Origin of the sequence: uncultured Pigmentiphaga sp. (assembly GCF_937950555.1) — a bacterium.
Taxonomy (GTDB): Bacteria; Pseudomonadota; Gammaproteobacteria; order Burkholderiales; family Burkholderiaceae_B; genus Pigmentiphaga.
Genome location: NZ_CALFCW010000019.1, coordinates 146,752 through 165,457, shown reverse-complemented (window position 1 = coordinate 165,457; position 18,706 = coordinate 146,752). Strand labels below are relative to the sequence as shown.

21 protein-coding genes are annotated in these 18,706 nt (G+C 63.9%); 3 read left to right on the top strand and 18 right to left on the bottom strand.

Features of this window, described 5'->3' with window-relative positions:
• Nucleotides 1–4: 4 nt before the first annotated feature.
• The 11 genes from Q0319_RS04020 to Q0319_RS03970 all read right to left on the bottom strand — a co-directional run bounded on the left by Q0319_RS04020 (nucleotide 5) and on the right by Q0319_RS03970 (nucleotide 11,346).
• Nucleotides 5–1,594, bottom strand: coding sequence for a gamma-glutamyltransferase family protein (locus Q0319_RS04020; protein WP_299451108.1), 1,590 nt, complete (start codon nucleotides 1,592–1,594; stop codon nucleotides 5–7).
• 14 nt (nucleotides 1,595–1,608) lie between these two features.
• Nucleotides 1,609–2,538 (bottom strand): branched-chain amino acid transaminase, encoded by a 930-nt coding sequence (locus Q0319_RS04015; protein ID WP_299451105.1) that lies wholly within the window; start codon nucleotides 2,536–2,538, stop codon nucleotides 1,609–1,611.
• A 70-nt stretch (nucleotides 2,539–2,608) separates the two neighbouring features.
• The gene (locus Q0319_RS04010; RefSeq protein ID WP_299451102.1) at nucleotides 2,609–3,118 is read right to left on the bottom strand and encodes a MarR family transcriptional regulator; all 510 of its coding nucleotides are present in this window, start codon (nucleotides 3,116–3,118) and stop codon (nucleotides 2,609–2,611) included.
• A 291-nt stretch (nucleotides 3,119–3,409) separates the two neighbouring features.
• A complete protein-coding gene (locus Q0319_RS04005; RefSeq protein ID WP_296466646.1) occupies nucleotides 3,410–4,633 on the bottom strand; it encodes an FAD-dependent monooxygenase in 1,224 nt (407 codons plus the stop codon).
• Between the two features lie 22 nt (nucleotides 4,634–4,655).
• Entirely contained in the window at nucleotides 4,656–5,642 is a 987-nt protein-coding gene (locus Q0319_RS04000; RefSeq protein ID WP_296466649.1) for a tripartite tricarboxylate transporter substrate binding protein, read from the bottom strand.
• 251 nt (nucleotides 5,643–5,893) lie between these two features.
• Complete coding sequence (gene nudC / locus Q0319_RS03995; protein WP_296466652.1) at nucleotides 5,894–6,838, bottom strand: NAD(+) diphosphatase; 945 nt, start codon at nucleotides 6,836–6,838, stop codon at nucleotides 5,894–5,896.
• A gap of 91 nt (nucleotides 6,839–6,929) precedes the next feature.
• Nucleotides 6,930–7,715, bottom strand: coding sequence for an ATP-binding cassette domain-containing protein (locus Q0319_RS03990; protein WP_296466655.1), 786 nt, complete (start codon nucleotides 7,713–7,715; stop codon nucleotides 6,930–6,932).
• Nucleotides 7,712–8,464, bottom strand: coding sequence for a molybdate ABC transporter substrate-binding protein (modA, locus tag Q0319_RS03985; RefSeq protein WP_296466657.1), 753 nt, complete (start codon nucleotides 8,462–8,464; stop codon nucleotides 7,712–7,714). Before modA ends, Q0319_RS03990 begins: the two co-directional genes overlap by 4 nt.
• A 9-nt stretch (nucleotides 8,465–8,473) precedes the next feature.
• On the bottom strand, nucleotides 8,474–9,151 hold the full coding sequence (gene modB / locus Q0319_RS03980; RefSeq protein WP_296466660.1) for a molybdate ABC transporter permease subunit: 678 nt from the start codon (nucleotides 9,149–9,151) through the stop codon (nucleotides 8,474–8,476).
• Nucleotides 9,152–9,303: 152 nt separating this feature from the next.
• A complete protein-coding gene (locus tag Q0319_RS03975) occupies nucleotides 9,304–9,693 on the bottom strand; it encodes a winged helix-turn-helix domain-containing protein (protein ID WP_296466662.1) in 390 nt (129 codons plus the stop codon).
• Nucleotides 9,694–9,807: 114 nt separating this feature from the next.
• A complete protein-coding gene (locus Q0319_RS03970; RefSeq protein WP_299451094.1) occupies nucleotides 9,808–11,346 on the bottom strand; it encodes a CoA-acylating methylmalonate-semialdehyde dehydrogenase in 1,539 nt (512 codons plus the stop codon).
• A 113-nt stretch (nucleotides 11,347–11,459) separates the two neighbouring features.
• Between Q0319_RS03970 and Q0319_RS03965 the strand changes: the two genes are divergently transcribed.
• Nucleotides 11,460–12,407: a LysR family transcriptional regulator gene (locus tag Q0319_RS03965; protein ID WP_296466669.1), complete on the top strand. Its 948-nt coding sequence runs from the start codon at nucleotides 11,460–11,462 to the stop codon at nucleotides 12,405–12,407.
• Here Q0319_RS03965 and Q0319_RS03960 read toward each other — a convergent pair.
• The 6 genes from Q0319_RS03960 to Q0319_RS03935 all read right to left on the bottom strand — a co-directional run bounded on the left by Q0319_RS03960 (nucleotide 12,400) and on the right by Q0319_RS03935 (nucleotide 16,553).
• Nucleotides 12,400–12,759, bottom strand: a complete 360-nt coding sequence (locus Q0319_RS03960; RefSeq protein WP_299451091.1) for an ABC transporter substrate-binding protein — start codon at nucleotides 12,757–12,759, stop codon at nucleotides 12,400–12,402. The genes Q0319_RS03965 and Q0319_RS03960 overlap by 8 nt on opposite strands.
• Before the next feature lies 1 nt (nucleotide 12,760).
• Nucleotides 12,761–13,162 (bottom strand): ABC transporter substrate-binding protein, encoded by a 402-nt coding sequence (locus Q0319_RS03955; RefSeq protein ID WP_299451088.1) that lies wholly within the window; start codon nucleotides 13,160–13,162, stop codon nucleotides 12,761–12,763.
• An 83-nt stretch (nucleotides 13,163–13,245) separates the two neighbouring features.
• Nucleotides 13,246–13,479: a hypothetical protein gene (locus Q0319_RS03950; protein ID WP_299451085.1), complete on the bottom strand. Its 234-nt coding sequence runs from the start codon at nucleotides 13,477–13,479 to the stop codon at nucleotides 13,246–13,248.
• 12 nt (nucleotides 13,480–13,491) lie between these two features.
• Nucleotides 13,492–13,977, bottom strand: a complete 486-nt coding sequence (locus Q0319_RS03945) for an aromatic-ring-hydroxylating dioxygenase subunit beta (RefSeq protein WP_299451082.1) — start codon at nucleotides 13,975–13,977, stop codon at nucleotides 13,492–13,494.
• A complete protein-coding gene (locus Q0319_RS03940; RefSeq protein WP_299451079.1) occupies nucleotides 13,974–15,131 on the bottom strand; it encodes a Rieske 2Fe-2S domain-containing protein in 1,158 nt (385 codons plus the stop codon). Before Q0319_RS03940 ends, Q0319_RS03945 begins: the two co-directional genes overlap by 4 nt.
• 3 nt (nucleotides 15,132–15,134) lie before the next feature.
• Entirely contained in the window at nucleotides 15,135–16,553 is a 1,419-nt protein-coding gene (locus Q0319_RS03935) for an MmgE/PrpD family protein (protein ID WP_299451076.1), read from the bottom strand.
• Between the two features lie 212 nt (nucleotides 16,554–16,765).
• On the opposite strand from Q0319_RS03935, the gene Q0319_RS03930 reads away from it, so the two are divergent.
• A complete protein-coding gene (locus Q0319_RS03930; protein WP_296466687.1) occupies nucleotides 16,766–17,185 on the top strand; it encodes a VOC family protein in 420 nt (139 codons plus the stop codon).
• A gap of 5 nt (nucleotides 17,186–17,190) precedes the next feature.
• Complete coding sequence (locus tag Q0319_RS03925; protein WP_299451072.1) at nucleotides 17,191–18,036, top strand: alpha/beta hydrolase; 846 nt, start codon at nucleotides 17,191–17,193, stop codon at nucleotides 18,034–18,036.
• A 15-nt stretch (nucleotides 18,037–18,051) separates the two neighbouring features.
• Here Q0319_RS03925 and Q0319_RS03920 read toward each other — a convergent pair whose 3' ends face one another.
• Nucleotides 18,052–18,702, bottom strand: a complete 651-nt coding sequence (locus tag Q0319_RS03920; RefSeq protein WP_299451069.1) for a glutathione S-transferase family protein — start codon at nucleotides 18,700–18,702, stop codon at nucleotides 18,052–18,054.
• Nucleotides 18,703–18,706 lie beyond the last annotated feature (4 nt).

Here is an 18,706-nt window from a genome sequence, read left to right as displayed (position 1 = left end):
GTTATCAGAAACCGACGGCCGCGCCGTCTTTGCGATGGTCAGAACCAGCGACATAGCCTTGACGCTCCCGCACGATGATCTGCGCGCCCCCGAACGCGAAAGCCGCCTGGGGCGCCTGCTTTCGGACAACGTGCCCTCGCGCCTGCAAGCCCTCGACGACAGATTCGGGCATGGCAGCCTCGACCAGCACCTCCCGCCCGCTCACGACTTGCCATCGGGGCGCATCCGAGGCCGCCTGCGGGTTTTGCCCGAACAACTGAGTACGAACGATCAGCTGGACATGCCCCTGGGCCTGCATCGGCCCGCCCATCACGCCGAAGCTCATGGCGGGTTGACCTGCGCGAAGGACGAAACCCGGGATGATGGTATGTAGGGGGCGCCGGCGCGGGCCGACCTGGTTCGGATGCCCGGCTTGCAGAGAAAAGCCCATTCCCCGGTTCTGCAGGCTGATTCCCGTTCCGGGCACGACGATGCCAGACCCGAATCCTTCGTAGTTGGACTGTATGAACGACACCATCATGCCGGCCTCGTCGGCGGCAGTGAGATAGACCGTGCCGCCCTGCCTAGGCGCGCCTGCACCGAAATCTCCCGCCCGATGCAGATCGATCAGTGCGGCACGGGAATCCAGGTACGCGTCGCTCAGCAACTCAGTGGGCGCTATGCTCATGGACTCGGGATCGCCGACGAAGGCCTCGACGTCCGCGAAGGCCAGCTTCATCGCCTCGATCTGCAAATGCATCGCGTCGACACTGTCGACTGCGTAGCGGCCGAGGTTTAGCCGCTCCAAGATGCCCAGCGCGATCAACGTTGCAATGCCCTGAGTGTTCGGTGGGATCTCATGCGCCTCGATGCCGGCAAAGCGCTGAGACAAAGTCCCGCACCACTCCACGCGGTGGGATGCCAGGTCATCCATGGTCATGGCACCGCCGTGCTGCGCAGCATGTCGGACCAGGGCTTCTCCCAGCTCTCCCTGGTACAGCGCTTTGCCCTGCGTGACGGCGATTTTTTCCAGGCTGTCGGCTAACGGCAGATTGCGGAAGACTTCGCCGGCAGCCGGCGCACGGCCACCCGGCAGAAAAGCGTCAGCAAACCCGGGTTGGTCGGCATAGTTGGGAGCGATTCTTTCCCACAGCGCGGCGATGATGGGACTTACCGCAAACCCGCGCCGGGCGTAGTCGAGCGCCGGTTCGAACAGTTTCTCGAACGGGAGTTTTCCGAACCGATGGTTCAGTTCAACCCAGGACGAGACCGCACCCGGCACGGTGACGCTATCCCATCCGCGGCGAGACATGGCCTGCATGCCTACGAAACGGTCCGGCGTCCATTGGGCAGGAGCTCGTCCGCTCGCGTTCAGCCCGTGAAGCTGGGTACCATCCCAAACGATGGCAAAGGCGTCGCTGCCGAGCCCATTGCCGGTCGGCTCCACGACCGTGGACGCGATGGCCGCCGCTACCGCGGCATCCGCGGCATTGCCTCCTAGCCAAAGCGTGCGCAATCCTGCCTGTGCGGCGAGCGGCTGCGAGGCGCAGACGACGTTCCGGGCCAGCACCGGCGAACGCTGGGACGGGTAGGGCTGGGCGTAGTCGATGGCCATGGCTAAATCCCGCGTCAGGCCATGGCCCGCGACACGGGTGTCACCCAGTGGCCGAAACGCTTGTTGCGGCCACGCACAGTCTCGAAATAGAGGGATTGCAGTTGTCGTGTCAGCGGCCCGGGCGTGCCCCTGCCGATGAGGCGGTTGTCGAGCGCGATCACCGGGGTGATCTCGGCTCCAGTGCCGACGAAAAATGCTTCGTCCGCGGTGTACATCGCGTCCCGTGTGAAGAACTCCTCCCGTACTTCAAGCCTTTGGCTGCGCGCCAATGCGATGATCGAGTCGCGAGTAATGCCATCGAGGATGTAGGTGAGGGGCGGCGTGATCAGCGCTCCGTTGCGAACGATGAAGACGTTTTCCACCGACCCTTCTGCCACGTGCCCCTGCGAGTCGAGCAAAAGCGCTTCATCGTAGCCATCGCGCAGCGCATCGGTCCGGGCCATCTGGAAGAGCATGTAATTGCCGCAGGCCTTCGCCTTGGACATATTGGAATTAATGTGATGGCGCGTGTAGGAAGACGTCTTGACGCGAATGCCTTGCTCGAGCTTTCCTTGTCCGAGGTACTCGCCCCAGTACCAGGTGGCGATCCCCACGCTCACGCGGCAATCGCCGTAACTCAAGCCCATGCCGCCGTAGCCGATATAAGCCACCGGCCTCAAGTAGCACTGCGTGTATCCACTTGCAGCAACCGTTTCGCAGCATGCTTCGATGATCTCGTCGCGACCGTACGGGATGTCCAACCCGATGATCTTGGCCGAGTTGAAGAGGCGATCGATGTGTGCGTCCAGGCGAAAGATGGACGTTCCTGCTTCGCCTTCATAGGCTCGTATGCCTTCGAACACGCCGAATCCATACTGGAAGCTATTGCTGACGAAATGCACCGAGGCCTCGGACCAGTCGACGAGCTTCCCGTCAATCCAGATGGGCGAGCCTTGCGTTTCCATGACCATCTCCTCTTCGAACTCCGGCGCATAGCGGCGGACGCGGCCGAGCAGCCGCCCAAGGGGTGCTCGGTTACTTAATTGGGGAAATCTTCAGGTTGCGCAGCATGCGCTGCAGGGTTCGCCTCATGACCTCCAGATCGGCAGGAGGAATGTCGTGCACCGACCATTCATACTGTGCCGACACCGCTGGAAGCATTTCGTCCAGCAGGTCACGCCCAGCGTCCGTGATGGAAATAATGACCGCCCGGCCGTCGTCGTCGTCTTGCTCTACCGTCACCAAGCCCTGCGCTTCCATCCGGCCGATCGTGCGACTGAGCGTGGACGATTCAATCAGCGTCAGCTCGATCAGGTCGCGCATGCGGGCATGGTTGCGCCGCGTCAGGGCGATCAACACCCGGTAGACGCTCGCCGTCTGATTGAAGGGCTTGAGTGCCTCGGTCAGGCTGATGGCCAGCCGTTCCGACACTTGCCGCAATAGATAGGCCGTTTTTTTCTCGCTGCGCCGATCGCTAATCGCGTCGAGCTCCTCTTCGAGGGGCTCGATCGGCTTGCGCTGGGTGGAACGCGAATTCGAAGCCATGGGAAGTCACGCGTCGTCTAACTATTCATGGCGTATTAACTCACAAATAAACTTGCAAATGCAAGTACTTTTTCATTAAATATTAAGGTTGATTTTGCATCAATAGAAGCGACAGAGGCTTCCCCAGATGTGTGGCATGGCGTCGGGCCCTAGCGATTGGTGAAGGAGACTATCGGCCTACGTCAGCTGATACACGTGAAAGGAACCAGGCCGTCCCTGGAGGCAACGCGCACATGGCCAGTGCCTACGTCGCCACGCTCGCTCGACTAGGAAGACAGCGCACCGCAAGCATTACGCGCGCGTCACGCTCCAGGAAGGACGTTCGTTCAGGGTCTTTACGTCAAAGCCCGCCAACTGCCTATATCGCTGCTCCACGCGTGCCAGCTCGGCAGCGGCGGAAGCGTGATCGCGTGCGCGTGCAAGGTCGCTGACCCGCTTCATCACGTCACCCGCCATGGTACGGTTGGCCTGCTGCACGGCGGCGACGGCTTCCCGGCGATCCCGTTCATATGCCGCCAATGCTGCTTCTGCACTAGGCTGGGTGGCCAAGTGATAGGCCAAGACGCGTGCATCGATGATCGCCTGCGAAGCGCCATTCGAACCAAAGGGATACATCGCATGCGCCGCATCCCCCAATAGGGTGGCCGCTCCGAACGTCCAACGTGGCAGGGGATCGATGTCCGCCATGGGATATTCGTAGGCCGCTTCGGTCCTGCGCACGAGCGCAGGAATATCCAACCACTCGAAGTCCCAGTGTTCGACGTATTTCGCCACGACCTCCGGCGAGATCGGCCGGTTCCAATTGCCCAGTTCTCCGGTTGCGCCCTCCGTGGGGCGCACGATCAACCAGTTCAGGATGCCGGGACCGATGGGATACACCACGCAACGCAAGTGTTCGTCACCCACGATCACCATCGAACGACCGCCGCGAAATGCCGGTCCGGGCCCGGCACCGCGGAACATGGTCCAACCGTTGGTCGCAAGAGGCTGCCCCCCTTGGTACAAGGCGGTACGGACGGCTGAACGAATGCCGTCGGCGCCAACCAGCACGTCGGCCTCGTAGGCGCTTGGCACCCCTTCGGGATCGACGGCCGCGATGCGTACCGTACCGTTCTCCTGGATGACGTGCTGCACGCGACGCCCCGTATGCACGGCCCCGGCGCCCAGCCGGTCGATCACGGCGTTCAATAGCAACTCTTGTAGTTTGCCCCGGTGCACCGAATACTGCGGCCAGCGATAACCCGCGTCCAGCCCCCGAGCCTCGGCATTGATGAGCTGCCCTGCGCTGTCGATATAGGCAAGCTCTGCGGTGGGAATGCCGAACGAGGCGACCCCTTCGCCCAGCCCCAGCTCGTCCAGCTCGCGTACCGCATGCGGCGGCAAATTGATGCCGACTCCCAGCTGCTGGATTTTGCGAGCTGCTTCCAGCACGGTGACATCGGTAAAGCCGGCAGCGTGCAGGCTGAGCGCAGCAGTCAGTCCACCTATGCCAGCGCCCGCGATAACGATCCTCATGGTGCCTTCCTCCTGCATGCCATCACGGCTGGCGCACCAATTTTGCGAGCTCGACGAGTTTTCGCTCGGAGACGTAATAGTCGGCGGCAAACTTGCCGTATTCCGAAGGCGGGCTAAACCAGTAGGTCTGGCCCAGTTTTTCCAGGAGCTTGGTGTATTCGGGGTCGTCCACCGCAGCTTTGAAAGCGGCCGCCAGTTTGTTCACGACGCTTTCGGGCATGCCCTTGGGCCCGATCAATCCATACGGTGCGGAATTGACGATTGCATAGCCGAGGCTGCGGGCCGTAGGCACATCCTTGAGCAATGGCGTGGGCTCAGCATCGAAGGACATCAGCAGGCGCAGCGCTCCCGATTGCACGTGAGGCAACAGGCTCCCGATCGCGTCCAAGGCTGCCACGGTCTGGCCGCCCAGCAGGCTGACAGCTGCTTCGCTGCTGCTCTTGTAGCCGACGTGAGTCAATTCGGTGCCGGACTCGGCGGCGAACGCTTCCGTCAACAAGTGCATGCTGGTACCGGCACCGGCCGTTGCCACAGACACCTTGCCAGGATTGGCCTTGGCGTACTTCACCAAGTCTGCCACCGTGCGGTAGGGTGAATCGGCCTTGACCGCGAGCACGAAGGTATAGCCGCCCAACCCTGCGATCCAAGTAAAGTCCCGGATCGGATCCCAGTCGACCTTTTGCATATAGGGAACCCGGAACAGGCCTGCCGTCGCCGACGCAATGGTGTAGCCATCCGGCTTGTCCTGCCTGGCCATGGTCGAGGCTGCCAAGGTAGCCCCCACGCCCGGCTTGTTTTCCACAATGATGGGTTGGCCCAAATGCCGGGCTGCCAGCTCCGCCAGTTTGCGGAACGTCAAATCGGTCGGTCCACCGGGCCCGAATCCGACGAGCAACCGGATGGGGCGACTGGGATAGTCGTCTGCCGGTGCCGCGCCCACCACGGATGCTCCCATGCACAACGTCAGGCCGAGCGCACAAATCCTCAGCCGGGTCAGTATGCCTCTCATCTCCACGCCTCCTTCGCCTTAAATTATCCGCTTAGCGGTTACTTATGACCGCTTAATGATCATATTGAGCGAAGGAAATCGGCGTTGTCAAGAAAGTGAGAACGCCAAGGAGGGAAAGCTCCGGACCACGGGTAACGTCATGGAGGGATGTCGCGGGCGCGCAATCCAGCAGTACCGCGACGGCGTACAACTAGCTCTCTTGGGCAATGCCAGGATGACGCGGGCCGGGCCTGCCCCGGGCCGCGAGGAGCCTACGCCAATCGATAATCGCCGTCGGCAAAGGCCCGGATCAGGTGATGGGCGATGGCGAACGGCTTGGGTGCCGAAAGTCCGCCTGGATGCGTGCCGTCCAGCATCCTGCGCGCTTCGTCGCGGCTGAACCAGCGCGCATCTTCGAGCTCGGCTTGGTCCACGACCACGGCGGTGTCGCACGCGCGGGCGAAGCAGCCGATCATCAGCGAAGCCGGAAACGGCCAAGGCTGGGAGGCGAAGTACGCGACTTCGGCGCAGGAAACACCGGCCTCTTCCCGGATTTCGCGGCGCACCGCATCTTCGATGGTTTCGCCAGGCTCGAGAAAGCCTGCCAAAGCCGAATACATGCCCGGCGCGAAGCGGGCCTGCCGGCCCAGCAAGCAGCGGTCGCCATCGACGGCAAGCATGATGACCACTGGATCGACGCGGGGAAAATGCTGCGCGCCGCAGGCGTCGCAGTCGCGCCGCCATCCGGCGGAAGAGACTCGGCTCGGCGCGCCGCAGTTAGCGCAATAGCGATGCCGGGCGTGCCAGCTCAATATGGATTTGGCGGCACCGAGTTCGCCCAGTACGTCTGGCGGGAAAAGTCCCCGCGTAGCGATGGAACGTAGGTCCAGCAGCTCGAGACCCGGCCGCTCGCCCGCGGTTTGCGCCGGTACGCCGTCTAGCGACACAGCGAACAGCGCCACGCCGTTTTCATCTTGTCCCATGAAGATCTCGTGTCCTGCGGGACCGAAACCGCTCCAAGCCTGGGCAGGAAAGAAGGGATTTGGTTGGGCGCCGCGCACGTCGAGCAGGGGAACGTCGTCGATGAAGACCATGAAGCGCGTGGCGGGATCACTCCGCAGGCCCTGGATGAGCTGCTGGTCGCCGCGGGATTCGGAGAGGCGATTCAAGGGATTGAAGCCAAAACCCACTGCGGCGGAGCGATCGAATATTTGCATGGGGAACCCAAAGGCGAACGGTCGAGGGCGAGCACGGGACGCTCGGTGACGGTCGATTCTACAGCGCCCCGCTTGCCGGAGATAACGCTCCTCAGCCCACGGCCGCGCCATCGCCCAGCAAATGGCGCAACTTGCGCCGCATGGGCGTTTCGACCGAGGCTTCGTCGCCCAGTGCGCGGCGTGCGAGGACCCGGCTGGAGCCGTCGCGCACGTTCACTTCTTTGACGATTTGTCCGCCTTCGTAAATAAAGGCGACCTCGGCAAGTTCGAGCACGTCGTCCACATCGTGGGTGATCATCAGCACCGGGATCTTCCATTGGCGGGCGACCTCGGCGAGCTCTTTGCGCAGCGCGCCGCGCAGCATCGGGTTCAATGCCGCGAACGGTTCATCGAGGAGCAGCGCATCCGGTTCGCATGCCAGCGCGCGCGCGAGCGCCACGCGTTGCTGCTGGCCGCCCGAGAGCGCAGCGGGACGGCTACCCGCCATGTCGGTGAGGCCGAATCGCTGCATGAGTTCGTCGACGCGTCGTTCGTCTGCGGGCGAGGGGCGACGGCACCAAGAACCCAATCCGAAGCCGATGTTCTGCCGGACCGTCAAATGCGGGAACAAGGCATAGTGCTGGAACAGGTAGCCGATACGGCGCCGTGGCGGTGGCACGTCGATGCCGCGCTCGGCGTCGAACAGGGTCCGGCCGCCGAGGGCGATGCGCCCGGCCGTCGGCTTGCGCAGGCCGGCCACGGCCTGCAGCGTCAACGTCTTGCCCGACCCGGAGGGCCCGTACAGCGCCACGAACGAAGCCTCGGTGGCAAAGCGGGCGGCAAGGTCGAAACGCCTTGCGCCGTCCTGGATCGTCAGCGTGATGTCGACGTCGATCATGGATTTTCGAATCCGTAACGCCTCAGCGCTTCGCGGCCGGGCTCGGAAAACAGGAAATCGATGAAAGACCGGGCCAACCCTGGGGACCGGCTTTCCGGCGTGGCGGCGACGGGATAAAGAACCGGAGCGTGTCCGGCGACCGTCAGCACGACACGCGCCTTGTCTCGCGCGAGTGCGGCATCCGTGCGGTAAACGAAACCCGCGTCGACCTCGCCGCGGCCGACATAGTCCAACACCTGCCTCACGCTGTCTGCGAGGATGAATTTGGCCTCTAGCGGCGTCCAGAGCCCAGCGGCCTCAAGCGCCTGTTTCGTGTAGCCGCCCACCGGCACGGTGGCCGGTTTGCCGACACCGATGCGTTCGACAGCCGGGGAAAGCAGGTCCTGCAACGTGGCCAGGTCGGGCCCGCCGCGCGCCGGAGCGACCAGGACGACGCTGTTGGCGGCGAAGTTGCGCCTCGTGAGGCCATCGACGAGTTTTTCTGCCGCCGCACGGTCCATCGTGGCCTGGTCGGCGCTGGCGAAGACATCCGCCGGCGCGCCCTGGCGCAACTGCTGGAGCAGAATGCCCGATGCGGCAAAGTTGAACCGGACGACGGTTCCGGGATGCTGCTGTTCGAAGCGCCGTCCGATGTCCCGGAATGCGTTGGTCAGGCTCGCCGCGGCCGACACCATGAGCTCGGCCGCAAGCGTCGACGCCGGCAAGCACGCCATGCACAGGAACACGGTGAAACGGCGGATGAACGGCATCGCTCGACCTTAGCGGAAAGACAAATAACGGTTGCAAGCCAAGAGAATGGCAACGGATATGGCTGACGCGATCAACACCAGCAACATCGCCAGCTCGTCCTGGCCCGCCTGGGCCGCATCGTAGATGGCCATGGACAAGGTTTGCGTGCGATTCGGAATAGACCCGGCCACCATTAGCGACGCCCCGAACTCGCCCATGGCCCGGGCGAACGCCAGCAGGGTACCGGCCAAGATCCCAGGCCAGGCGAGCGGCAGGGTCACGCGCAGGAACACCGACCAGCGCGACTGCCCGAGCGTGCTGGCCGCGGCCTCGAGCGTGCGATCGACGCCGGCGAACGCCGCGCCGGCGGACTTGAGCACAAGCGGCAGTGCCACCAATGCCGAGGCCACGACCGCCCCATGCCAGTTGAAGATAAGGGTGTAGCCAAAGCTTTCGTACAGCCATTGCCCCAGCGGGCTGCGCCTGCCGGCGGCAAGCAAGATGCCATAGCCGATGACCGTGGGCGGCAGCACGAGGGGCAGCATGAACAGCGCTTCGATGACGCCGCTGCCGGGAAACGGCTTGCGCGCGAACAGCCAGCCCAGCCCCATGCCTGCCGCCAACGCGAGCAGCGTGGCCAGGGTTGCGACTTTGAGGGACAGAACCAGCGGAAAAGCGTCGAAGCTCTCGAACAGCGCACTCGTCATATTCCAAAGAATATAACGATTCCGGTTGGCGTGAACAGCCCCTGTTTTTTCGCGCACACGTCCGGCGCCGCGGCAAGACGGGCATCGCCCGGAATGGAAACGGCAGCCGAACTAGCAGCGGGGAGGGTTGCCTGGAGGAACAGCGCGCGGCATCAAGGCGCGAGCATCCGGCTCACCGCGTCGATATCGTCCGCGGCGGCGGCATGCGCCGTGGCTTCTATGGAACGGTAACGGCGAATGAGCTCCTTGCCCATTTCGGTCACCACGGTACCGCCGCCCCGTGCGCCGCCCACGGCGCTTTCCACCGCGGGCTCGCGCAGCGCGCGGTTCAATTCGTCCACCAGCAACCAGGCGCGACGGTAGGACATGTTCATTTGCTGGGCAGCAGCAGTGATGGAGCCGGTCTGGAGAATAGCCTCCAGCAAGGCGATCTTTCCCGGACCGATGGCGATGCCGGCATCCCGGTAGACGCGCAGCCGGAACTGGAACCGAGGCGGAGTCGAAGCGGCCATGGCGGGCGTGGACGAACGAACGACGGACATGTCAGGATTGTAGGCTGGGCAAGCCCGTCGTCCAGCACCGCGTGAACGCCCGCACCGGGCCGCGCGGCGGCCCGGCATTCCCTCCCGCAGGTGCGGGCCCGCGCATGGAACCGCCTACTTGGCGGTGGGCATGACGAACTCCGCCCCCTTGCCGATGCTGCTCGGCCAGCGCTGCATGATGCTCTTCTGCCGGGTATAGAACCGCACGCCTTCTTCGCCGTAGGCGTGCATGTCGCCGAACAGCGACCGCTTCCAGCCTCCGAATCCATGCCAGGCCATGGGAACGGGAATCGGCACGTTGATGCCGACCATGCCGACCTGGATGCGCCGGCTGAATTCCCGCGCCACGTTTCCGTCGCTGGTAAAGCAGCTCACGCCATTGCCGTATTCATGGGCGTTGATGAGTTCGACTGCAGCGGCGAAATCCGGCACGCGGACGCAAGAGAGCACGGGTCCGAAGATTTCTTCGCGATAAATCCGCATGTGGGGCTGCACGTGATCGAACAATGTGCCCCCCATCCAGAAGCCCTTCTCACACCCAGGGCCGGCCGAGGCGGGATCGAAGCGGCGGCCGTCTACCAGCAACTGGGCGCCTTCCTCCACGCCTATGCCGATGTAGTCGCTGATGCGGCGGTGGGCGGCGGCATGCACGATGGGGCCCATTTCGGCATCCAGCTCCATGCCATTCTTGACCTTGAGCGCGCGGGTGCGCTCGATCAACCGAGGCATGATGCGATCGGCCACGTCGCCCACCAACACGCCCACCGAGATCGCCATGCAGCGTTCGCCGGCCGAACCGTAGGCCGAGCCGATGAGCGCATCCACGGCCTGGTCCAGGTCCGCGTCCGGCATCACGACCATGTGGTTCTTGGCGCCGCCCAGTGCCTGCACCCGCTTGCCGTATCGCGCGCCGGCCTCGTAAATGCTTTGCGCAATGGGGGTGGAGCCGACGAAAGAGATCGCCGCCACGTCGGGATGCGCGATCAGCGCGTCGACCGCTTCCTTGTCGCCCTGCACGACGTTGAATACGCCGTCCGGCAGGCCCGCTTCTTTCAAGAGTTCCGCCATCATCAGCGAGGGCGAGGGATCCACGGGGCTGGGCTTGAGCACGAAACAGTTGCCGGCCGCGATGGCAACCGGGAACATCCACATCGGCACCATGACCGGAAAGTTGAACGGCGTGATGCCGGCGACTACGCCGAGCGGCTGGCGCAGGGTCCAGTTATCCATGCCGGTCGAGACTTGGTCGGTGAACTGGGTCTTGAGCAGTTGCGGAATGCCGCAGGCAAATTCGACGATGTCGATGCCGCGCGCGACCTCGCCCTGCGCATCGGTGAACACCTTGCCGTGCTCGGCCGTAATGACGCGCGCCAAGTCGTCCTTGTGGCGGTTCAGCAGTTCCAAGAAGCGGAACATGACGCGGGCGCGACGAATGGGCGGAATATCGGCCCAGGCGGGAAACGCGCGCTTGGCGCTGGCGACGGCGGCATCGACGTCCGCGGCGCTGCCCAGGACGACTTGGCCCGTGACGCTTCCGGTCGCGGGATTGTAGACGTCGGCCGTGCGCGTGCCGGCGGGTTGGGCAGGCGCGCCGTCCACCCAATGGACGATGCGGGAGGGGCGCTGGGCAAAAGTAGCGGGATCGATAGGCATGGCAAGCATCCTGACGAGAAAACAGCAAGGCCCTCAGTCTAGGGCCCCCGTTCCGGATGGATAAGCCGTCCAAATCCAATTAAAGTGTTCATTATTTTGAACAATCCATCGTCATGGCATCCGATTCGATTTCTCAGTGGGTGGCGGACATTCATCTGCTGACGATATTGGCGCAGACCCGCAGCTTCACCCAGACCGCCCGCCGCCTGGGCGTGTCCAAGGCCTCGGTCAGCATGCGCATCGGCGCCCTCGAGCGGGCGGCCGGGGTACCCCTGGTGCAGCGGACCACCCGGTCAGTGGTATTGACGGATGCGGGCCGCGAGCTGGTCATGGACGCCGCGCCCGCCTTCGAGCGCATCGATGCAGGATTCACCGCGGTCAAGGATTTGTCCGGCACCCCGCGCGGCACGGTGCGTGTCACGGCACCCGTCGCACTGGGCAGGCAGCACATCGCGCCGCGCCTGTCCGCCTTCATACGGCGCTATCCCGACGTCCGCATCCACCTGGACCTGACGGATCAGTTCGTGAACCTCGCCCAGGAGGGCTACGATCTGGCCATACGCCACACCGGCGTCGCGCCGGAAAGCTACGTGGCTTGGCCGTTGTGCGAGACGCGATCACTGCTGGTGGCCAGTCCCGCTTATCTCAAGCGGCGCGGGACGCCGCTACATCCGCGCGAATTGGCGGCACATGATTGCCTACTGTACCTGCGCCCCGGCGCCGACACCTGGAATTTCGTGCCAGAAGACGGCGAGGCAGGCGAGGCGCTGTCCGTCCCCGTTCAGGGGCCGTTCAAGGCCAACAACAGCGAAGTCTTGCGCGAAGCGGTGCTCGACGGCCTGGGCATCGCGCTATTGCCGGACTTCAGCGCGGCGCCCAGCCTGCGCAGGCTGAGGCAGGTCCTGCCCGGCTGGCGCGTGCAAGGTTTTTTCGGCCATCACATTTATGCGCTCCGGCCGTGGGCGCCCAGGGTCCCGCGAGCCGTCCAATGTTTCGTGGAATACCTGCGCGAGGCACTCGCGCAGGGTTTTCCTTTGGTTCAGCAATCCGGAGCTACTTGAGCGCGCGTTCCTGCGCCGAAGGCAGGAATTTGTCGGTGAAGAGCTTCTCGGCGTCGGGATAAGACTTCAACCCGAAAGCATCGGATACCTGCACGATGTTCATCCGCAGGCGGGCCATGTCCACGCCGCCCAAGCCGTCGGCGCGCGTTGCGGGCGTATCGACGCTGGAAAGGAACATGCGCAGGCGGCGCTCTTCGATCGAACTGTCGATGATGCCATCACGCGCCTTCAGGTACTTGATCGCCTCTTTGGGGTTGGCCAACGTGTCTTTGACCGCGCGGTTGAATGCCCGCAGAAAGGCCGAGACGAGAGCGGGATTTTCGGCGGCGAATTTGGGCGAGGTGACCACCATGTTACCGTACAGGTTTCTTGAGCGAGAAGACCGAAGCCGGCAGCTGCTCGAGCAGCATGTACACGCCGAGGACGGAAGGCGTGGAAGGGTTGTTCGCCATGTACTCGATCATGGCGCTCGTATCAGCGGTGCCCATCTCGTGCGTGCCGCCGATGACCCGCTGGATGGCCGACACGGATCCCGTTCCCGTATCCACGGTCACTTCCAGCCCCTCCTTGGCGAAGTAGCCCTTGCCCTGGGCCATCAACACGATGGCCGACGGGCCGTCGAAGCGCCAGTCGTGGCTGTAGCGGATTTTGGTCAGGGGCTGTGCCTGGGCGGACAACGCGCCGGCCAGGGCGAAGCCTGCGACGAGCACCTTGGCGCCGCAGCGCCGCAACGAGTGAAAAGCGAATGGCTTCATGGCACACCTTCAATCGATTAATGAACGAACCCGCGCGGTACGAAACCTGCACGGCATCTGGCCGGGCCTCCCGGAACGCTTGCTCATCGCGCCCCTTCCTGTCCCGGTGTTCGCCCCGGGTCCATATGCATGTCGAAATCGGCCGCCGCGCCGCTGGCCAGCGCAGCCAGTTGAAACGCATCGAGCCAGGCTGTGCGGTCATGCCTCAGGTCGTCGATCCTCAGCCTGGGGCTTTGCCCGCTCGTATCGATGCTGAGGCGAACCGCGGCAAACTCATTGCTCAGCACGGTAAAGCGCGGGTGGATGTCCGAAGCCATGGGCGCGCTACGCTAGAGCAAATACGCAATGCATTCGAGCGGCTCTGCGCTGCGCAGCAAGTTGATCTTCTTGCGGCGAATGCGCCAGTGCGGACGAGAGCCGATCAGCGTGAACTCGCAGCGCGCCGAATGCATGGTCTGCCTGTGGCGCGCCAGTTCCACCAGCAGCATCATGCAGTGGACTTCGCAATCGTTTCCGTCGCCGGATGCCTTCGCCACCTCGACGTTAGAGATGATCCGATGTACCCGCGAGGCGGGTTCCTGGGCGAAGGCAAAGCCCGAACGCAGCCGCTTGACTCGGCGGCCCATCGCCGCCTTGTCATCGTGAATGATGGAAACGTGGCGGGTGGGATCGATGTCGTCGCGCCCGGCCGGCGCCCAGTACACGGCATCGTCGGTGAACAGGTCCAGCCATTCCTCGAAGCGCTGCGTATCCAGCAGGCGTGCTTCGCGATAAAGAAAACTCTCCACGTCGGCGCGCAGTTCATACGGATTCATGCGCGAGCCTCCTGCTCCGCTGTCATCATGCGCAGCCAATTGCGGTACAACCCGCGGTGCTGCGTCTCGTCGGTGATGTCGCCGGTCAAATAGCCATTCTTCATCTGTTCGGTCTCGAGGCCGCGCGAAAAATTCAGCCATTCCACGGCTGAGCTTTGCAGCCCGTACTGCGTGCGCTCGAAGATCTCCAGGTCGTCGGTGAAAAAGGTGCCAGCGGCGCCGAACTCGAACTCTTGATCGCGCATGCGGCGCAAGTTGACGTCTTCCGGCGCACCCTCGAGCCTGACCACCCGTGTATGGATCTCAGTGCGATCGGCCGCAATCGGCCGGATGGTGCGTATCTGGCTTCGCAACACGATCAAGTTCGGGAAGATGACAAGGTTGAATCCGCCCGAGAGGCTGGCATCCAGCGGCATGGGACCGTAGTCCGTGTGGTCGGTCACGCCGTGGCCATCCATGGCAATGACGCAGCCGCCGCCTTGCTGGTAGATCTCCATGGCCTTGGGCGTAACGGCGCTGATGTGCAAGGCGCCGACGTGATAGGGGTCGACGCCGTTCTCCATCTGCAACTTCCAGTTGCCTTGGTACACGCATTTCTGCGATCCCTCGAAGAGCGCGAGCTTGCCACCTGGCGCAGCGTCCACGTAGGCGTCGAGGAAACGCGCGACACCACCCAGGTGCTCGCGCAGGCTCGGCCCGCTCTGGCTCATGCTGCCGAAGATGAACCCCTGGTAGCAATCCACGCGCGCAACCCGCTGCAGTCCCATCGTCTCTTTATTGAATGAACTGCCATACGCTTCGCGCGAAGGCACGCCTATCAATTCTCCCGAGCTGCGGTATGTCCAGAAATGGTAGGGGCACCGGAAATACTTGCTGTTGCCGAACTCGCTCTCGCACACGGTGGGGCCCCGATGCCGGCAGCGATTGATCACCGCGGCGATCTCGCCGTCCGGCTGGCGCGACACAATGACGGGATGCCGTCCCAATTGCGTGGTCTTGTAGTCGCCCGGTTCGGGAATCTCCGCTTCGTGGGCAAGATATACCCAGGTCGTATCGAATATCCTGGACATCTCCAAGTCGAAGATGCCGGGGTCCGTGTACACCGACCGATGGACGGCGCCAGGGCGTATGAGTTGATCGATGGCTGGTCTCATGGATCAGGAAGCCGAAAGGAGTTGAAGAAAGCGATCGAGATCGCCAAGGCACTCGAGATCGCGCACGGCAGCGACGAGGCCGTCGATCGCGCCGGCGGACATCTCCGGCCTCGCAAATGCGACGTTGCGGGTGAATTTGTCGGCGGTGTCTTCGAACGACAGCGGCCGTGCCGGCTGTCCGCGGGCAACCTCGACCCGTTCGCGGTAGACCGAGCCATCGTGACAGCGGAGGGTGACGATGCCCGGCTCGACGGCGCCTGGTGCCGCCAGCTCAGGATCCACGTCGTGTTCGATGCGCGCCGCCATTCGCAGCACGGCTTCATCGGCCCGGGCCTCGGCGTTGAAATCACCGACGCCGACCGAGCCTTTCACCAAGGCCGTCGCCACGGCGTAGGGAATGCTATTCATGGCCGCAGACGCACTGGGAGGCCGCCGCCTGACATCCAAGGGTTCGCACATGGCGCGCCCCCACGGGCCGACATGCAGCCGCACCCATGCGATGTCGGCGGCCGACAGGCCGTAACGCCGCACCAGGTTGAGCGCCGCTTCGCAAAAGGGATGGCTCACCAACGTCCCTGGCTGGGGCTTGAAGCAGCGCCTCAGCGCTTCGTAGCGGGAGCCGAGGCCATCGGTTAGCGGCGCAAGCTCGAACGCTCCGGGAAAACACGCGTTCAGCAGCCCCGCCCGGCCTCCCAGCGGGTCGCCCAAGGCGGCCAGGCCGGCCAAGCTCATCATGGCGCTTTGCACGCCGCCCTGGTTGCACAGGCCGGCGTACAGGATTTTTCCGTCGCTCTGCGCGGCATGGACCACCATCTCTTCGGTGCCCGCCGCCTGCATCTGCGAAAGGCCGAGCGCGCTGAGCATGCGCGTCGGGTCGAAGCCGAGGACGCTTCCACAGGCTGCAGCAGCCGATACATAGCCGAACAACTGGCTCGCCAGCATCACCGGTAGCCCGGATCCGAAGCCGGGCGCAATGGCGGCCGCGAGCCGGGCCTGGATCTCCGACCCGACGGCGAGTGCAGCCAGTAGTCGCTCCCCTGGTCTATCCACCCTGGCAGCCTGCGCCACGGCAATGGCCGCCGGCGCGAAGCAGACAGTCACGTGGACCTGCGGATAATCGATGATGTCGTCGTAATCGAGCACGCGGGCGTGCGCCGCGTTGACGAAGGCTGCAACCCCCGGCGAGGCCCGGCGGCCCGTCGCCCAGATCAATGCTGGGCCATCGCCGCCCTGGGCGGCATAGCATTCCAGCGCACGGGCGGCCTCGCCTGCGCGCTCGCCGGCAAGGGCGATGCCCAGCAGGTCGAGCAACGCCTGCTTGCACTGCCGGACCACGGCATCGGGCACGTCGCGCGCAGTCAACGCGGCCGCGAAGCGGGCTAACTGGGTCGATACGTCGGATGGGGTGTCGTCGCGCTGCATACGGTCACATTAAAGAGGGTATGCAGCGCAAAGCGATTCGGATTCGTGCAGGCCTGGATCACATTTTCTGAATTAGTGCGACGGGCCAATACGGGCAACGTGCGCGATCGCGATTGGTTCAGCAAAACTAAACTAGTCTCCTGCCGATTGTTTGGTAGGCGGCCGCGGCGCGTACGTATGATGGAGCGGTTGCCCTTCATGGGAGCTTCGAAATGCCTATACCCGCACGTTTCAACGGCGTCGATCACCTAGTGCTGAAAGTCACCGACATCGATAGAACCGTCGCCTTTTACGAATCGGTGCTGGGCCTGCGCGTAGAACGGATCTTCAAGAAAATCCATTTGCACCAGGTTCGGTGCGGCGCGAACCTGATTGACCTCATCGCCCTGCAGCCGGGCGACACCTTGCCGCCGCCTGCCCAACGCGGCATCGAACATTTCTGCCTCAGCATAGAAGCCGACATGGACGCCTTGCTGCAAAGCCTGCGCGACATGGGCGTGCAGGTCATCCGCGGCCCCATGGAGGTCTATGGCGCCAAGGGCTTTGGATCGTCCATCTACATCGCCGACCCCGATGGCTATGAGATCGAACTGAAGGTCGGCTATTCGATCAACCCCGTCACGTTTCCATGACCGCCATGTCCGCCCGATCGACTCATATCACCAGCCGAGGTTTGTCGCTCCACGTCGTCGAATGGGGAGCCGAGGACCTGCCCGCGGTCGTCCTGCTACATGGGCTGCGTGCCTACGGCCATTGGTTCGAGGAGTTCGCGGAAGCCGCGGCCGACCGGTTCCACTTGCTCGCGCTCGACCAACGCGGGCGCGGCGGCTCGGATTGGGCGCCCGCAGGCCGCTATACGACGGACGACTACGTGGCCGACATCGCTGCCCTAATCGAGCAAAAGCAGTTGAAGCGATACGCGCTGGTCGGGCATTCCATGGGGGGCACCAATGCGTTGAACTACGCTGCCGGTTGCCCTGCCGGGCTCGCGGCGCTGGTCATCGTGGACAGCGCACCGGAACTCGATCCGCGCGGCCTTGCTCGCATACGCGAAGAACTGGGCCGCACGCCCGGCTCGTTCGCAACGAAGGACGAAGCGCTGGCATTCCTGGGTCCGCTGCATCGGCGCGCCGGTGCCCGCAGCCTCGCCACGCGCCTTGAATGGATGCTGAGGCAGGACGCGCAAGGCCGCTGGCAATGGCGCATCGACCCCAATATCTTCGATCCGCGCATGACGCCGGACCCGCCCGAGCGCTCGTGGAATGCGATCCGCAACGTTGCGTGTCCGGCCTTGATCGTGCGCGGCAGCGACTCCGATCTCGTAACCGCGGAATGCGCGGACCGCATGGCCGCGGAATTCCGGCAGGCGAGCCGCGCCGAAATCCCGGATGCCGGCCACATGGTGGTGGAAGACAACCCCAAAGCATTCACCGCGGCCGTGCTGCCATTCCTGGAACGCACCCTAGGCGCCGGCCAGCGTTAATCGCTGGCCACCCCGTCAGGCGGCCAACGCATCGGCCAGGCGCGGGGGAAGCACGCCGGGCATCACGATGAAACCGGGCAGGCGCTTGAACGCATGTGCCCATCGCCACAGCGCAGGATAGTCCTCGAGGGCCAGGCCGCAGTCGGCCATCAGCGCAACGCCAGGAAACGCGGCGACGTCGGCGACGGTGGGATGCTCTCCCACCAACCAACGCCGGCCGCACAGCTCACCCTCGTAAACGTGGTCTTCTAGCACACCCAGCGCGCGCCGGCACTCGGCTTCGACGACGCTGCGACCGGACACGGGCGCGGCTTGGATATCGGCCATGCGCAACCTCAGGAGCGGCGCCATCTCACGCCCGGCGAAGCCCAGCCACATCATGACGCGACTGAATGCTTCCGGCTCGACCGGTAACCACCTGCGGGAGACGTCGTACCGCGCGGCAAGGAAACACAGGATCGCCTGCGCATCGTGCAAGCGGAAGTCGCCATCTTCCAGCACAGGCAGCGTGCCAAGCGGGTTGATCGCCAGAAACTCCGGCTCGCGGTGCATGCGGCCGGGATGCACGTCGACTTTGACCGGCTGGTAGGAAACGCCGAGCATGCTCATCAACAGCCGCGCTTTATAGCCCTCGGCTGACAGGATGTAGTCGTACAAGCGGATCATGTTC

Excerpts from the sequence above, each read along its gene's own strand:
- Q0319_RS03960 (WP_299451091.1), bottom strand. The coding sequence starts at position 12,759 with ATGGTGGTCACCTCGCCCAAATTCGCCGCCGAAAATCCCGCTCTCGTC.
- Q0319_RS03930 (WP_296466687.1), top strand. The coding sequence starts at position 16,766 with ATGCCTATACCCGCACGTTTCAACGGCGTCGATCACCTAGTGCTGAAA.
- Q0319_RS03945 (WP_299451082.1), bottom strand. The coding sequence starts at position 13,977 with ATGAATCCGTATGAACTGCGCGCCGACGTGGAGAGTTTTCTTTATCGC.
- Q0319_RS03950 (WP_299451085.1), bottom strand. The coding sequence starts at position 13,479 with ATGGCTTCGGACATCCACCCGCGCTTTACCGTGCTGAGCAATGAGTTT.
- Q0319_RS03935 (WP_299451076.1), bottom strand. The coding sequence starts at position 16,553 with ATGCAGCGCGACGACACCCCATCCGACGTATCGACCCAGTTAGCCCGC.
- Q0319_RS03920 (WP_299451069.1), bottom strand. The coding sequence starts at position 18,702 with ATGATCCGCTTGTACGACTACATCCTGTCAGCCGAGGGCTATAAAGCG.
- modB (WP_296466660.1), bottom strand. The coding sequence starts at position 9,151 with ATGACGAGTGCGCTGTTCGAGAGCTTCGACGCTTTTCCGCTGGTTCTG.
- Q0319_RS03990 (WP_296466655.1), bottom strand. The coding sequence starts at position 7,715 with ATGATCGACGTCGACATCACGCTGACGATCCAGGACGGCGCAAGGCGT.
- Q0319_RS04020 (WP_299451108.1), bottom strand. The coding sequence starts at position 1,594 with ATGGCCATCGACTACGCCCAGCCCTACCCGTCCCAGCGTTCGCCGGTG.
- Q0319_RS03925 (WP_299451072.1), top strand. The coding sequence starts at position 17,191 with ATGTCCGCCCGATCGACTCATATCACCAGCCGAGGTTTGTCGCTCCAC.
- Q0319_RS04005 (WP_296466646.1), bottom strand. The coding sequence starts at position 4,633 with ATGAGGATCGTTATCGCGGGCGCTGGCATAGGTGGACTGACTGCTGCG.
- Q0319_RS04015 (WP_299451105.1), bottom strand. The coding sequence starts at position 2,538 with ATGGAAACGCAAGGCTCGCCCATCTGGATTGACGGGAAGCTCGTCGAC.
- Q0319_RS03975 (WP_296466662.1), bottom strand. The coding sequence starts at position 9,693 with ATGTCCGTCGTTCGTTCGTCCACGCCCGCCATGGCCGCTTCGACTCCG.
- modA (WP_296466657.1), bottom strand. The coding sequence starts at position 8,464 with ATGCCGTTCATCCGCCGTTTCACCGTGTTCCTGTGCATGGCGTGCTTG.
- Q0319_RS03970 (WP_299451094.1), bottom strand. The coding sequence starts at position 11,346 with ATGCCTATCGATCCCGCTACTTTTGCCCAGCGCCCCTCCCGCATCGTC.
- Q0319_RS03955 (WP_299451088.1), bottom strand. The coding sequence starts at position 13,162 with ATGAAGCCATTCGCTTTTCACTCGTTGCGGCGCTGCGGCGCCAAGGTG.
- Q0319_RS04010 (WP_299451102.1), bottom strand. The coding sequence starts at position 3,118 with ATGGCTTCGAATTCGCGTTCCACCCAGCGCAAGCCGATCGAGCCCCTC.
- Q0319_RS03965 (WP_296466669.1), top strand. The coding sequence starts at position 11,460 with ATGGCATCCGATTCGATTTCTCAGTGGGTGGCGGACATTCATCTGCTG.
- Q0319_RS03940 (WP_299451079.1), bottom strand. The coding sequence starts at position 15,131 with ATGAGACCAGCCATCGATCAACTCATACGCCCTGGCGCCGTCCATCGG.
- nudC (WP_296466652.1), bottom strand. The coding sequence starts at position 6,838 with ATGCAAATATTCGATCGCTCCGCCGCAGTGGGTTTTGGCTTCAATCCC.
- Q0319_RS04000 (WP_296466649.1), bottom strand. The coding sequence starts at position 5,642 with ATGAGAGGCATACTGACCCGGCTGAGGATTTGTGCGCTCGGCCTGACG.